The 14,072-nt window shown below is 70.9% G+C and carries 15 protein-coding genes; 10 read left to right on the top strand and 5 right to left on the bottom strand.

Annotated elements, in window-relative coordinates; genetic code table 11:
• Positions 1-56 precede the first annotated feature (56 nt).
• From ACT3UF_RS00355 to ACT3UF_RS00340, 4 genes are all read left to right on the top strand, one after another.
• A complete protein-coding gene (locus tag ACT3UF_RS00355; RefSeq protein ID WP_444606876.1) occupies positions 57-953 on the top strand; it encodes a polyphosphate kinase 2 family protein in 897 nt (298 codons plus the stop codon).
• An 87-nt stretch (positions 954-1,040) separates the two neighbouring features.
• On the top strand, positions 1,041-1,538 hold the full coding sequence (gene tpx / locus ACT3UF_RS00350; protein ID WP_444599636.1) for a thiol peroxidase: 498 nt from the start codon (positions 1,041-1,043) through the stop codon (positions 1,536-1,538).
• A 120-nt stretch (positions 1,539-1,658) separates the two neighbouring features.
• The gene (locus ACT3UF_RS00345; RefSeq protein WP_444607946.1) at positions 1,659-2,039 is read left to right on the top strand and encodes a DUF488 domain-containing protein; all 381 of its coding nucleotides are present in this window, start codon (positions 1,659-1,661) and stop codon (positions 2,037-2,039) included.
• 79 nt (positions 2,040-2,118) lie between these two features.
• Entirely contained in the window at positions 2,119-2,943 is an 825-nt protein-coding gene (locus ACT3UF_RS00340; protein WP_441444308.1) for a sulfite exporter TauE/SafE family protein, read from the top strand.
• Positions 2,944-3,080: 137 nt separating this feature from the next.
• Here ACT3UF_RS00340 and ACT3UF_RS00335 read toward each other — a convergent pair whose 3' ends face one another.
• The 4 genes from ACT3UF_RS00335 to zupT form a co-directional block, all read right to left on the bottom strand.
• Complete coding sequence (locus tag ACT3UF_RS00335) at positions 3,081-3,869, bottom strand: alpha/beta fold hydrolase (RefSeq protein WP_444607945.1); 789 nt, start codon at positions 3,867-3,869, stop codon at positions 3,081-3,083.
• 213 nt (positions 3,870-4,082) lie between these two features.
• Positions 4,083-6,311, bottom strand: coding sequence for an NADP-dependent isocitrate dehydrogenase (locus ACT3UF_RS00330; protein ID WP_444502237.1), 2,229 nt, complete (start codon positions 6,309-6,311; stop codon positions 4,083-4,085).
• A 143-nt stretch (positions 6,312-6,454) separates the two neighbouring features.
• Complete coding sequence (locus ACT3UF_RS00325) at positions 6,455-7,669, bottom strand: hypothetical protein (RefSeq protein ID WP_444502238.1); 1,215 nt, start codon at positions 7,667-7,669, stop codon at positions 6,455-6,457.
• Between the two features lie 133 nt (positions 7,670-7,802).
• Positions 7,803-8,630, bottom strand: coding sequence for a zinc transporter ZupT (gene zupT / locus ACT3UF_RS00320; protein WP_441444312.1), 828 nt, complete (start codon positions 8,628-8,630; stop codon positions 7,803-7,805).
• 102 nt (positions 8,631-8,732) lie between these two features.
• On the opposite strand from zupT, the gene hisD reads away from it, so the two are divergent.
• Entirely contained in the window at positions 8,733-10,070 is a 1,338-nt protein-coding gene (gene hisD / locus ACT3UF_RS00315; protein ID WP_441444313.1) for a histidinol dehydrogenase, read from the top strand.
• Positions 10,071-10,169: 99 nt separating this feature from the next.
• Here the strand turns inward: hisD and ACT3UF_RS00310 are convergent, their stop codons facing one another.
• Positions 10,170-10,562 (bottom strand): DUF3054 domain-containing protein, encoded by a 393-nt coding sequence (locus tag ACT3UF_RS00310; protein ID WP_441444314.1) that lies wholly within the window; start codon positions 10,560-10,562, stop codon positions 10,170-10,172.
• Between the two features lie 207 nt (positions 10,563-10,769).
• On the opposite strand from ACT3UF_RS00310, the gene ACT3UF_RS00305 reads away from it, so the two are divergent.
• The 5 genes from ACT3UF_RS00305 to ACT3UF_RS00285 are packed head-to-tail and all read left to right on the top strand — an operon-like array spanning position 10,770 to position 14,017.
• Positions 10,770-11,903 (top strand): histidinol-phosphate transaminase, encoded by a 1,134-nt coding sequence (locus ACT3UF_RS00305; RefSeq protein ID WP_441444315.1) that lies wholly within the window; start codon positions 10,770-10,772, stop codon positions 11,901-11,903.
• Positions 11,900-12,538 carry an imidazoleglycerol-phosphate dehydratase HisB gene (gene hisB, locus ACT3UF_RS00300; RefSeq protein ID WP_441444316.1) on the top strand — a complete coding sequence of 213 codons (639 nt, stop codon included), beginning with the start codon at positions 11,900-11,902 and terminating at the stop codon, positions 12,536-12,538. Before ACT3UF_RS00305 ends, hisB begins: the two co-directional genes overlap by 4 nt.
• The gene (locus tag ACT3UF_RS00295; RefSeq protein WP_442332018.1) at positions 12,538-13,170 is read left to right on the top strand and encodes a hypothetical protein; all 633 of its coding nucleotides are present in this window, start codon (positions 12,538-12,540) and stop codon (positions 13,168-13,170) included. Before hisB ends, ACT3UF_RS00295 begins: the two co-directional genes overlap by 1 nt.
• Positions 13,167-13,862 (top strand): imidazole glycerol phosphate synthase subunit HisH, encoded by a 696-nt coding sequence (hisH, locus tag ACT3UF_RS00290; RefSeq protein ID WP_441444318.1) that lies wholly within the window; start codon positions 13,167-13,169, stop codon positions 13,860-13,862. Before ACT3UF_RS00295 ends, hisH begins: the two co-directional genes overlap by 4 nt.
• Positions 13,859-14,017, top strand: a complete 159-nt coding sequence (locus ACT3UF_RS00285; protein WP_441444319.1) for a hypothetical protein — start codon at positions 13,859-13,861, stop codon at positions 14,015-14,017. Before hisH ends, ACT3UF_RS00285 begins: the two co-directional genes overlap by 4 nt.
• Positions 14,018-14,072: the final 55 nt, after the last annotated feature.

Raw genomic sequence — 14,072 nt, 5'->3', positions numbered from 1 at the left:
AGTCAAATCGGCGGCGAAGCCCCACCTCGGGGAGCCGCCCGGGCTACCCTGCGTTCATGTCGAAGAAGCCCAAGACCTCGAAGACACCGAAGCAGTCAGCGCCCAGTGACCAGACGCCCACCGGCTTTCTGATCGAATCCGGGTGGAAGGGCGAGGTCACCGAGCTCGACCCCCGCGCCACCCCCGGCTTCGACGGGAAGAAGGACGACGGCAAGGAGGTGCTCGCGGACCGCGATGGCGAGCTCGACGAGCTCCAGGAGCGCCTGTACGCGGCCCACCATGGTCAGGAGGGCGGCCGCTCCGTGCTGCTGGTCGTCCAGGGGATGGACACCTCCGGCAAGGGCGGCATCATGCGCCATGTGGTGGGGAACGTGGACCCGCAGGGCGTGGACATCGCCGCTTTCAAGGCCCCGACCCCGGCGGAGAAGCGCCATGACTTCCTCTGGAGGATCCGCAAGCGCACCCCAGCTCCGGGGATGATCGGGGTCTTCGACCGCTCGCACTACGAGGATGTGCTGATCCATCGCGTGCACGGCTGGGCCGACGCGAAAGAGATCCGCGAGCGGTACACCGCCATCAACGCCTTCGAGCGGGAGCTCACCGAGGCGGGGACGACGATCGTGAAGGTCATGCTGCACATCTCCCGTCAGGAGCAGGGGGAGCGGCTGATGGAACGGCTCGAGCGCCCGGACAAGCACTGGAAGTTCAACCCGGGTGATGTCGACGAGCGCCAGCACTGGGATGACTACATGCAGGCGTACACACGGGCGCTGAGGGCGACCTCGACGGTCGCGGCCCCCTGGAACGTGATCCCCGCCGACCGCAAGTGGTACGCCAGGATCGCAGTCCAGCAGCTGCTGCTGAACGCCCTCGAGGGCATCGACCCGCAGTGGCCCGTCGCCGATTTCGACGTCGAGGAGCAGACCGAGCGGCTGCGGGAGACGATGGACTGACCTGGCGGTCCCGGCCTTCGCGCTGTGCCGAGGCCGGCTCCCAGGAAGCGGCTTGTGCCGCTCAGCTCCGAAGAAGATGATGGAGTCATGGCTTCCATCACCTTCAAGAACACTCCCATCAGCACCGTCGGCGAGCTGCCGGCCACGGGTTCTGCCCTGCCGGCCTTCGAGCTCGTCGGCCAGGACCTCGGTGCCGTCTCGAGCGCCGACCTCGCCGGCAAGCGCGTGGTCCTGAACATCTTCCCCTCGGTGGACACCGGCACCTGCGCGATGAGCGTGCGGAAGTTCAACGAGCTCGCTGCGGGCTTCGAGAACACCGTGGTCGTCTGCGTCTCCCAGGACCTGCCCTTCGCCCAGGCCCGCTTCTGCGGCGCCGAGGGCATCGAGAACGTCGTCACCGGCTCCGCCTTCCGCTCCTCCTTCGGTGAGGACTTCGGCGTGACCATGAGCGATGGACCGCTCGCCGGGCTGCTCTCCCGCGCGGTGATCATCACCGACGAGACCGGCAACGTCCTCTACACCGAGCAGGTCGGCGAGGTCTCCGAGGAGCCCGACTACGAGGCAGCGCAGGCCGCGCTCGCCTGAGCGCTCCCCTTCGACCGGCCCGCGCCCGCGTGAGCGGCTGCTCGCCCCCTGACCTCAGGGCCCGGCTCGCCCTCGGCGCAGACCGGGCCCTGTCTGCTCCACCACAGGAAGGATCGGATCATGAGCACCCCCGAGATCACCCTGGAGCGCGTTCACGACGTGCTGGACGACGAGGGCTCCGCCGCTCACGAATACCGGGTGCTGGTGGATCGGCTGTGGCCCCGAGGCATCAAGAAGGAGCGGCTCGCGCACGACGACTGGGACCAGGACGTCGCCCCCAGCTCCGAGCTGAGGAAGGCATTCCACGGCGATGAGCTGGGTTTCGAGGAGTTCTCGGCCAGGTACCGCCACGAGCTCGAGACCAGCGACGCTCCTCAGGCGCTGCTGGACCGGGCGAACGAGGCCGAGGCCCGGAGGATCGTGCTCCTGTTCGCCGCGAAGGACACCGAGCACAACCATGCCCAGGTCCTGCACGAGGTGCTGGAGGACCTGACCCGCTGACGCGCCGCGCCTCTCCGCGCGCGCGCCACCGGGCGGACGTCCGCTCGCCGCGGCTCCGTGCGCAGTAGGGTCGACGCCCGTGGAACCCCTCTCGCTGATCCTCCTGCTCGCCCTGGGCACCCTCGCCGGTGCGATCAACGCGGCAGTCGGCTCGGGCTCCCTGCTGACCCTCCCCGTGCTCCTCGCCCTCGGCATCCCGCCCGGGGTCGCCGTGCGCACCAACACCATCGGGATCCTGTTCTCCACCATCGGCTCCACCTACGGGTACCGCCGGGAGATCGCCCAGGAGAAGGGGAACCTTCGGCCGCTGCTGCTCGTCACGGCGGTGTGCGCGACCCTCGGAGCGCTCCTGCTGCTGATCTCCCCGGCACAGGCGCTTGACGTCGTGGTGCCGGTGCTGATCATCGTCGCCCTGGCGATGGTGATCTTCCAGAAGCGCCTCACCGCGTTCCTGCGCGATCGGCAGGATCGCCGGTCGGCCCGCCGCCGGACCGTCGCCGAGGGGCCAGCAACGGAGGCAGCCGAGCAGCGCAGCCCATATCGGTCTCCGGGGCTGATCGCCGCGATGGGCGGTGCGTCGGTCTACGGCGGCTACTTCACCGCAGCGCAGGGGGTGCTCTATCTGGGCATCCTCGGCATCTTCACCGGCCGGCCGATGGGTTCGGTCAACAGCATCAAGAACCTGCTCAGCCTGGTGGTGAACCTCGCCGCGGCAACCGTCTACGTCATCGCGCACTTCGTGCTCGGGGTGGAGATCGTGTGGCTCGCCACCGCAGCCATCGCTGTGGGGGCTCTGCTGGGCGGGTACTTCGGTGCCCACCTGGCCAAACGGATGCCCGAGTGGCTGCTGCGCGGCATCATCGTCGTCGTCGCCCTGGTGGCGCTGCTCCGCCAGGTCCTCTGACCAACGCGAGCCCCCGGGGACCAGCGCGAGCACCGGGGACTAGCGCGAGCCCGGGGACCAGCGCGAGGCCCGGGACAGCGCGATCACCCGGCGGACCGGGAGCGGAGCAGGAGCTCCAACTCTCACTGCAGGAACTCTCAGCGCAGGAACGGCAGGGCGTGCGCGAGCACCTCATCCGAGGGGAACAGCGTGCCGCCGTGGTCGCGCCCGGGCAGCGGCACGAACTCCGCGTCCGGCATCAGTGCGGCAGCCCGCTGGGAGTCCTCGAAGCGCGGGTGGTCCTCGGTCCCCGCCACCCACAGGGCCGGCACCATGCACTCCTCGAGCACGTCATCGGGCACCCCCGGGGTGTCATCGGTGGCGCTGAGCAGTGCCGCGACCGCGAGATGGTCGGCCGCGAGGAAAGCGGTACGTGTCGCGCGGGCCCGCCGAGAGGTGACGTCGGGGCTGAGGCCCTGACCGATGCAGAACGACTCCATCCCCTCCTTCCGCACAGCCTCGATCACCCCGGGAAAGAACACGGAGTCGACCTGACCCTGCTGCGCCGAGGCGGAGCCGCCGAGGCTCACCAGGCGGGTCACCCGCCCCGGATGCGCGAGTGCGGCACTCAGCGCGATCCGAGCGCCCAGCGAATAGCCCATCAGCGCGGCGCGTTCGATCTCCTCGGTGTCGAGCACTGCCAGCAGATCCGCCACCAGCACCTGCTGGGTGTAGACGGCAGGGTCGTGCGGCGCCCCGGAGCGTCCGTGGCCGCGGATGTCCACCCGGATCACGGTGTGCTCGGCGGCGAGCGGCGCGAGATAGCCGAGGCCCCGCCAGATCGCCCGGGAGAGCACCGAGCCGTGCAGCAGCACGAGCGCCGGGCCGGAGCCGGTCACGTCATAGCGCAAGTCGATGCCATCGACGGGGGAGGGGATGACGGGCACGGCAGGCCTTTCTCGGGCGGGGTGGAGCACGCTGCTCCGCGCGCCCCAGAGTACGCAGGCAGCAGCGGCGCTGCGGGTCACGCCGCAGGGTGCATCGCGGATCGCGTCGCAGGGTTCGCCGCAGGTCGGGCTGCAGACGCCGGACGCCGGCCCGGTCCGCACAGGGCGGTCCGGACCGGCGTCTGGTCTGCGGGGCTCAGGGAACCAGCGGGCTCAGAGCGCCGCCGAGATCTCCTCGAGGATCCGGTTGAAGGTCGCCGACGGGCGCATCACCGCAGCGATCTTCTCGGCATCGGGGCGGTAGTAGCCGCCGATGTCCGCGGGCTTGCCCTGCACCGCGAGCAGTTCCTCGGCGATGGTCTGCTCACTGTCGGTGAGCTTCTTCGCGATGGGACCGAACGCCGTGGCCAGCTCGACGTCCTCGCTCTGCTGCGCCAGCTCCTGGGACCAGTACATCGCCAGGTAGAAGTGGCTGCCACGGTTGTCGATGCTGCCGAGCTTGCGCTGCGGGGACTTGCCCTCGCTGAGCAGTGTCTCGGTGGCGCGATCCAGGGCGTCGGCGAGCACGCGGGCGCGGTCGTTGCCGGCAGTACGAGCCAGGTGGCGCAGCGACTCGGCCAGTGCCAGGAACTCCCCGAGAGAGTCCCAGCGCAGGTAGTCCTCCTCGATGAGCTGCTGGACGTGCTTCGGGGCGGAGCCGCCGGCGCCGGTCTCGAACAGGCCGCCGCCGTTCATCAGCGGCACGACCGAGAGCATCTTGGCGCTGGTGCCGAGCTCCATGATCGGGAACAGGTCGGTGAGGTAGTCGCGCAGCACGTTGCCGGTGACCGAGATGGTGTCCTCGCCGCGGCGCACCCGCGCCAGGGTGTGCTCGGTGGCCTCGATGGGGGACATGATCTGGATGTCCAGACCCTCGGTGTCCTCCTCCGCCAGATACTTCTCGACCTTGGCGATGAGGTTGCGGTCATGGGCGCGGGACTCGTCGAGCCAGAACACGGCGGGCATGCCCGACTCGCGCGAGCGGCGCACCGCGAGCTGGACCCAGTCGCGGATCGGGGCGTCCTTGGCCTGGCAGGCCCGGAAGATGTCGCCGGCCGCGACCTCCTGGGTCATGAGCGCGGCGCCGGAGGCGTCCCGCACCTCGATGCGGCCGTCGGCCGCGACCTCGAAGGTCTTGTCGTGCGAGCCGTACTCCTCGGCCTTCTGCGCCATCAGGCCCACGTTGGGGACGGTGCCCATCGTGGTCGGGTCGAAGGCGCCGTTCTGCTGGCAGTCCGCGATGGTCGCCTGGAAGACGCCCGCGTAGGAGGAGTCGGGGATCACCGCGAGGGTGTCCTGCTCGGCGTCGTCCTTGTTCCACATGTGGCCCGAGGTACGGATCATCGCCGGCATCGACGCGTCCACGATCACGTCGGAGGGGACGTGGAGGTTGGTGATGCCCTTGTGGGAGTTCACCATCGCGAGGTCCGGGCCGTCGGCCAGGTCCTGCTCGATCGCAGCCTTGACGCCCGCGCGAACGGTCTCCTCGAGGCCCTCGACCCCGGCGAGGATTCCTCCCAGGCCGTTGTTGGGGGACAGGCCGGCCGCAGCGAGCTGGTCACCGAACTGGGTGAACAGGGTCGGGAAGAAGGCGCGCACGGCGTGACCGAACAGGATCGGGTCGGAGACCTTCATCATGGTCGCCTTCAGATGCAGGGAGAACAGCACACCCTGCTCCTTCGCAGTGGCGACCTGCTCGCGCAGGAAGGCCTCGAGCGCCGCAACGCGCATCACGGTGGAGTCGACGACCTCACCGGCGAGCACCGGCAGGGAGGCCTTGAGCACGGTCTCGGTGCCGTCGGCTGCGATGTGCACGATCGAGAGGGTGTCTGCGGCCTCGAGCACCACGGACTGCTCGTTCGCCCGGAAGTCGTCCTGGCCCATCGTGGCCACGGAGGTCTTCGAGTCCTTGCTCCAGGCGCCCATGCGGTGCGGGTGCGCCTTGGCGAAGTTCTTCACCGCGGCGGGGGCACGACGGTCGGAGTTGCCCTCGCGCAGCACCGGGTTCACGGCCGAGCCCATGACGGAGTCGTAGCGGGCCCGAACGTCCTTCTCCTCGTCGGTGGAGGGGGACTCGGGGAAGTCGGGCAGGGAGATGCCCTGGGCCTGCAGCTCGGCGACGGCGGCCTTCAGCTGCGGCACCGAGGCGGAGATGTTGGGCAGCTTGATGATGTTGGCGTCCGGTGCCTTCGCCAGCTCGCCCAGCTCGGCGAGAGCATCCGCTTCGCGCTGGTCCTCGGGCAGGAGGTCGGAGAAGGCCGCGACGATGCGGCCGGCCAGGGAGATGTCACGGGTGGTGACGTCGATCCCGGCCGTGTCCGAGAAGGCATCGAGGATCGGCAGGAACGATGCGGTCGCCAGCATCGGCGCCTCGTCGGTGTGGGTGTAGATGATGCGCGCCATGTGTCGCGGTGCTCCCTCGGGTCGGTGCGGCATTTGTCTTGACGTCAAGACTAATCGACGACGGGCTCGGCCCGCCCCATCGATCAGGATGCCTCCACGGTACGTGAGATGGTGCTCGTCCGCTCGGCTCCGGGACCTGGGTCTCAGGCGGCCGGCTCCTCGTCGACGACCTCGACCTCCCAGGGGTCCGAGAGCACGATCTGGGTCGCACCCTCCGCATCGACCGTGACCGCGAAGCCATGCGCCCGGTAGGAGCCGGGGGAGAGGGCGCCGCGGCCGCAGGTGGAGCGGCTGACCCAGGCGCGATCGACGCGGGTCACCCCGTCTTCGTCGATCCACTGCAGGCCGACGTCCGTCGCATTGCGGGCGCCGGTCACCACCGTGCCCGTGGCGGGATCGACCACCACAACTCCCTGCAGCAGGGCGCGGGTGCCGAGCTCCTGCACCGTGACCGTGACCTTCGCGGTGATGGCCGTTCCCGGCTCGTCCTCCGGGACCAGGGTCGAGACGCTGGTGGTGGGATCCTCGACATCGACGGTCAGGCCGTCGCCGTCGCCCACCGCCTCCAGCGGCGCACGGCAGGCCAACTGCGAGAGATCCACGGGAACCTCGCCGGTCGGGGCGCTGATCGCACCGGGCACGACCTTCAGCCGGCCGCCCACCACGTCGACCAGCACATCCTCACTCGCCTTCCACCCGGCGTCGTCCGTCCCGCGGCCCGGCCCGTCGATCCCGCCTCCGCTGAGTCGCAGCAGGAACTGGCCGTCGGGCAGGGGCGCGTCGTCGCAGGTGCCCAGAGTGAGGTGTGCGGTGGCGGCCGACGGGGCCGACTCGCCCTCCGCTGCGGCGATCTCGACGCGTTCGCGCACCACCATCGGCGGGACCGGTGCGCCCTCGACGCCCAGCTCGCCGTCGTACCCCGGCGCGGGGACGCCGCGGTTCTCCGGATGGGCCGGCAGCAGCACCCCCTCGGGGACGAAGCCGGTGTAACTGTGGTCCGCCGCGAGGCGGAACGGTCCCGTGAGGGTGAGGTCGTTGCCCTCGGTGCTCATCGATTCGGGGGTCAGCACCCCGCCCTCGGTCGAGGCGGGCAGCGGGCTGTCCTCCTCGCCGGGACGGCACAGCCAGGACGGGTCCGTCGCCGTGCTCGCGGTGCTCATGACCTGCTCGGGGTCCATCGGCTCCGCGGCAGTCGACGGCGCATCCGGGGTGGAGGGGCCGCTTCCGGGCAGCGCAGGGAGGGCATCGCAGGCGCCGAGCGAGAGGATCAGCAGCCCGGTGGCGAGCGCACTCGCCCTATGGCGCCGCAGCAGAGGACGACTCTTCTCCGTGTCGCCCCGACCCTCCGCCGTGACCATCGTGTCCCCTTCCGGTCCCCCGACCCTCCACCTCAGGCCGGTGCCTCCGCATGGCCGTCTTCGGTGCTGGGGAGAACGTACCGGAGCGCGCCCCGATTCACCGCACCAGCCCGATCCACAGCACGCGCCCGCCTCACAGCACCAGCAGCGTCACCGCCATGACCGCCATGCCGGCCACCAGTGAATAGATCACGGTGTGGTGCTCGCCGGTCTCCTCCGCCGCCGGCAGCAGCTCGTCGAGGGACACGAAGACCATGACTCCGGCCACGCCGGCCAGGATCGCTCCCATGGCATCCCCGCTGAGCAGGGGAGAGAGCAGGAGGAATCCGAGCACCGCCCCGACGGGTTCGGCGAGTCCGGTCATGGATGCGAGCCAGAAGGCCTTGCTCCGGGAGCCGGTGGCCCGACGCACCGGCACCGCGACGGCGAGACCCTCGGGGATGTTGTGCAGCGCGATCGCGGCGACCACCGGGATCGCGACCTCAGGCGCCTGCAGCGCGGCCACGAAGGTCGCGAAGCCCTCGGGCACGTTATGCAGCGCGAGGGCCAGGGCGGTGACGGTGCCGGTGCGCAGCAGGCGGGCGCGCAGGGCCAGATCGGCGGCCTGCTCGTCCGGAGCGCGGTGCTCGTCCTCACCGTGGCTGCCGTCCATCCGGCCCGCGAACTCGTGGGGGCTGACCGCGCTGGGGACCAGCCGGTCGAGCACGGCGATCAGTGCGATGCCCACGAAGAAGGCGAGCACGGCGAAGGCGGTGCCGCGGGCATCGGCCTCGCCCCCGGAGAGCACCCGGATGCCCTCGGGCAGCAGCTCCATGAAGGAGACGTAGAGCATGACCCCGGCGGAGAGCCCGAGACCGCCGGCCAGGACCTTCGCGTTGGTGCCGCGCCCCAGCACCCCGAGGGCGGCACCGATGCTGGTGGCGCCACCGGCGACGAGAGTGAGGAGAAAGGCGACGAGCACGAGGACGACTGTAACCCTGCGACCGGGTCGATCCGGGAGGGAGGTCCTTCCGTGGGATGGGCAGAACATGCCCGGTCCCCGCCGCCCTTCTAGACTGACGCCATGCCTGATCCCGCCCCGTTCCTCTCCGTGATCGACCTCCGCGCGCGGCGCCTGAGTGCGGCCGAGCTCACCGCGGCGCTGCCGCGAGCCGAACTGGACGTCGAGTCCGCGGTCGCGGCCGTGCGCCCGGTGGTCGAGGACGTCGCCGCGCGGGGTGCCGCCGCGGTGCGCGATGCCTCCGAACGTTTCGACGGGGTGCGGCCGGAGCATCTGCGGGTCCCCAAGGAGGAGCTGGAGCGCGCGCTCACCGAGCTCACTCCGGAGATCCGCGCCGCTCTGGAGGAATCCGCGGCCCGGGTGCGTGCCGTCGATTCTGCGCAGTCCAGGCCCGACGAGACGGTCCAGGTGGTGCCCGGGGGCATCGTGACCCAGCGTTGGGTGCCGGTGCGCCGAGTCGGACTGTACGTGCCCGGCGGGCGAGCCGTGCTGCCCAGCTCGGTCGTGATGAACGTGGTGCCGGCGCAGATCGCCGGAGTGGAGCAGATCGTGCTCGCCTCGCCGCCCCAGAAGGAGTTCGGCGGCCTCCCGCACCCGACGATCCTTGCGGCCTGCGCGTTGCTGGGGGTCACCGAGGTGCTCGCCGTCGGCGGCGCCCAGGCGATCGCGCTGCTCGCGCACGGTGCCGAGGATCTGGGTGACGGCCGTGGCCTGGAGGCCGTGGATCTCGTCACCGGTCCCGGCAACGTCTATGTCGCAGCCGCCAAGCGCCTGGTGCGCGGGCAGGTCGGGATCGACGCCGAGGCCGGGCCGACGGAGATCGCGATCCTCGCCGACGCCGATGCCGACCCCGCCTTCGTCGCGGCGGATCTCATCTCCCAGGCCGAACATGACCCGTTGGCCGCGAGCGTGCTGGTCACGGACTCCGCCGAGCTGGCTCACGCGGTCGAGGCCGCGCTCGCGATCCAGGTTCCCGCCGCCGCGCATCAGGCGCGCATCGAGGAGGCGCTGCGTGGTGAGCAGAGCGGTGTGGTGCTCGTCGACGACCTCGAGCAGGGGCTGGCGGTGGTCGACGCCTACGGTGCTGAGCACCTCGAGATCCAGACCGCCGATGCCGCCGCCGTCGCCGCCCGGGTCACCAACGCCGGTGCGGTCTTCGTCGGATCCCATAGCCCGGTGAGCCTCGGCGACTACGCCGCCGGGTCCAATCACGTGCTCCCCACCGGCGGCACCTCACGCTTCACCGGCGGGTTGGGCGTGCAGACCTTCCTGCGCGGCATCCACGTGGTCCACTACGACCGCGACGCTCTCAAGGGTGCCCGCACGGCGGCGACCACGCTCGCCGATGCGGAAGGGCTGCCGGCTCACGGCGCGGCGATCGACATCCGCTTCGCGGACTGACTCCCCGCGGCGGAGCTGCCGGCAGTGCCGGTGACCACCCTGACGTGACCACCCTGACGACGTCGAGGCCCGTTGAGGGCCGGGGCATCACCCCGGTGATCAGCGTCCGGAGGTGAGTTCGACCGGCTGCGGAGTGCGCTCGTGGCGGGTGACGTACAGCGCCACCGCACGCCAGCCGAGCATCAGCACGCCGGTCACCACGGCGGTGACGATGATGAAGGACACCTCGGTCCCAGCGGTGAACAGGGTGCGCAGCGCCATCGTGGTCGCGAGCGTGATGCCCCACACGAACACCCCATGCGGCCAGATCCGGAAGGGCGCGCGCCAGGCCCGGATCGCGAGATGGCCCAGCAGCACTCCGAGGGCGAACGGCCAGCCCACCAGGAAGAGGTTCTGTGTGGTCAGCGGCGTGCCGTGCTGCACGAAGCCGATCGCGACGAAGAGCAGGACGACCAGCAGGTCGCCGACCAGGGCACCCAGGGAACGGAACATCGCCCCAGGATACTGACGGACCCCGGAGGCGCCCGTCGTCGCCGCCCGCTCTGTGAAGGGCGCCACGCCGCAGGGAATGCCGCCATGCCCGCGGGGAACGGCGTCATACATGCCGCCGGGCACCTGCAGCGCCTGTCGTCGGCATGGGACACCTCAGCGAGCGGACGACACGGTCGCCAGCAGCCGGTGCGAACTACCATGGAGGCCATGTCCGTGAACCCTGCTCCGACCCTCGACAGCTCCGTGCTGCCCGCCCCGCGGGACGGCATCGCGGGAGCCGCCCCGTACGGCGCTCCCCAGCTCGAGGTCGCGCATGCGCTGAACGTCAACGAGAACCCCTACGGCCCCTCGCCGGAGCTCGCCGCCGCGATCGGCCGCGCCGCGGCGGAGGCCGCCGTGGGCCTGAACAGGTATCCGGATCGGGAGGCGCTGGACCTGCGCGCCGACCTCGGTGCCTATCTCGCCGCAGAATCCGGGATCCCCGCGCCGGACGCCCACGCCGTCTGGGCTGCCAACGGGTCGAACGAGATCATGCACCAGCTGCTGCTGGCCTACGGCGGCCCCGGCCGCACCGCGCTGGGCTTCACCCCGCACTACTCGATGTACCCCGAGTACGCGCGGGACACCTACACCGACTGGGTCACCGCCGAGCGCGGCCCCGCCCCCGACTTCACCCTCACCGCGGAGGCGGTCACCGCGGCGATCGCCGCGCACCGGCCCAGCATCGTGGTACTCACCAGCCCGAACAACCCCACCGGCACCGCGCTCGATCTCGACGTCGTCGAGGCGGCGGCGACCGCGCTCGCAGCGACCCGGGGCCTGCTGGTGGTCGACGAGGCCTACGGGGAGTTCCGCCGGGACGGCGTCCCCAGCGCGCTCACGCTGCTGGGGCGGCACCAGAACCTGGTGGTGGCCCGCACCATGTCCAAGGCCTTCGCACTCGCCGGCGCCCGGCTCGGCTACCTGATCGCCGATCCCGCGATCGTGGACACCGTGCGAGTGGTGCGCCTGCCCTACCACCTCTCCGCCGTCACCCAGGCGGTCGCCCGCACCGCCCTCGCTCACCGTGAGGAGCTGCTGGGCAAGGTCGCGCTGCTGCGCACCGAGCGTGATGCGCTCGCCGAGCACCTTGCCTCGCGCGGCCACGAGGTGGCACCGTCCGACGCGAACTTCATCCTGTTCCGCAGCTTCTCCGACCGTGACTCCGTGTTCGAGGCGCTCCTCGCGCGCGGAGTCCTCATCCGAGCCGTCGGCCCCGCCGGCTGGCTGCGCGTGTCGATCGGCACGCCCGAGAACAACGCCGCATTCCGTACCGCCCTCGAGGAGGCCGACCCCCGATGACCAGCACGCCCAACACGCCCAGCGCCGCCGCCCGCCCGTCGCGCACCGCGACCCTCAGCCGCACCACCCGCGAGTCCTCGATCGAGCTCACCCTCGACATCGACGGCACCGGCCAGGTCGATGTCTCCACCACGGTGCCCTTCTTCGACCACATGCTCACGGCGCTCGCCACCCATGCCCGCTTCGACCTCACGGTCAAGGCGACCGGTGACACGCACATCGACGCCCACCACACCGTGGAGGACACCGCGATCGTGCTCGGCCAGGCGCTGCGCGAGGCCCTCGGCGACAAGCGGGGCATCGCGCGCTTCGGCGACGCGCTGGTCCCGCTGGACGAGTCCCTCGCCCAGGCTGTCGTGGACCTCTCCGGCCGGCCTTACTGCGTGCACTCGGGGGAGAGCGAGGCCCAGGCCACGCACCTCATCGGGGGCCACTTCACCGGCTCGCTGACCCGGCACGTCTTCGAGTCCCTCGCCCACCACGCCGCGATCTGCCTGCACATCCGGCTGATCGAGGGCCGCGATCCCCACCACATCGTCGAAGCCCAGTTCAAGGCCCTCGCCCGCGCGCTCCGTGCTGCGTGCGCGTACGACGACCGCGTCCTGGACGTCCCCTCCACCAAGGGAGCACTGTGATGAGCGCCGTCGATCCCGAGGATCCGCGTCAGGACCGTCCCGGAGAGCAGCCGGAGGGATCCGGCCGTCCCGCCGATGACATCGACGCGGAGTTCGCACGCCTCATGGAAGGCATCTCCCTCGAGGACGATGCCCCGCTGACCGTCGAGGACGTGCTCACCGACACCACGGGCGAGGAAGAGGTGCCCAGCGTCGCGGTGATCGCGACCTCCGTCGCCTCCGCGAAGGCGCTGGCAGGCGTGGTGCGGCTGGGCCGGGAGGCCCGCACCGACGGGATCGACATCCCCGTCGGGACCCGCACCCACGACAGCAGCACCGGCGCGATCGCGATCGGTCCGCTCGCCGAGGCCGCCGCTCATGATCTCGCCGCGATCGCCTCGACCGCCCTGCAGCGCAACGGGATCGTGCTGTTCTGGCGCCGCGGTGACCGCATGACGGCGACCCGGTACAAGAACGGCGAGCGGGGCGAGGACATCTCGCCCGCGATCGTGCTCGGTGCGGTCGACGACCTCGTCGAGGAGCTGCTGCTGGGCGCGACCACCCTCGAGGAGCTGGGGGAGGGGCTGGACCCGTCCGCCCTGAGCCGCTCCGAGGCGCTCGCTTGGATCGCCTCCGGGAAGAAGCGCAAGTGACGGAAGAGACCGCCCCCAGCGCCGCCCCGGTCCCCGCAGCCCATGTGGTGGTGCTCGATCATGGCTCCGGCAATGTGCGCTCCGTGGTTCGTGCGCTCGAGGCGGCCGGAGCCGAGGTCGAGCTGACCGCGGACCGTGACCGCGCGCTCACCGCGGATGGACTGGTCGTCCCCGGGGTCGGCGCCTTCGCCGCCACCCTCGAGCAGATCAAGGCCGTCGGAGGGGACCGCATCATCGAGCGGCGCCTCGCCGGGGGCCGCCCGGTCCTGGGCATCTGCGTGGGTCTGCAGGTCATGTTCGAGACCGGCGCCGAGCACGGTGAACGCACCCGCGGGCTGGGACAGTGGCCCGGAGAGGTGACCCGCCTGGAGGCGGCGGTCGTGCCCCATATGGGCTGGAACACCGTCGATGCCGCCGAGGGCACCGCCCTCTTCGAGGACATCACCGAGGAGCGCTTCTACTTCGTGCACTCCTACGCCGCGCGGCGCTGGGAGATGGAGCAGATCGGCTCGCTCGCCGCACCCAAGGTGAGCTGGTCCGAGCACGGGGGCGACCGCTTCATCGCCGCCGTCGAGAACGGTGCGCTCACCGCCACCCAGTTCCACCCGGAGAAGTCCGGCGATGCCGGAGCGAAGCTGCTGGCCAACTGGCTCCGCACCCTCCCGCGCTACGAGAGGGAGACCGTCTCATGATGGTCGCGTTCCTGACCCTGTTCGCCGGCGGCATGCTGCTCGGCGGCGCCTGGTCGTTCTACCGCTCGAAGAAGCCCTGGTGGTCGAGCGTCGGCCTGCTGCTGCTCGGACTGATCTGCTTCGGCATCTCCATCTGGCGCATCCAGACCGGTTGAGCCGGAGACCCTCATCCGGCTCCGCTGCACCTGCGCCCACCCTTTTCTCTGGGAT

The organism is Brachybacterium sp. AOP24-D1-21, assembly GCF_052378665.1.
Classification (GTDB): domain Bacteria; phylum Actinomycetota; class Actinomycetes; order Actinomycetales; family Dermabacteraceae; genus Brachybacterium.
The sequence above is the reverse complement of the archived record's forward strand: the minus strand, read 5'-3'. Positions and strand labels throughout refer to the sequence as shown.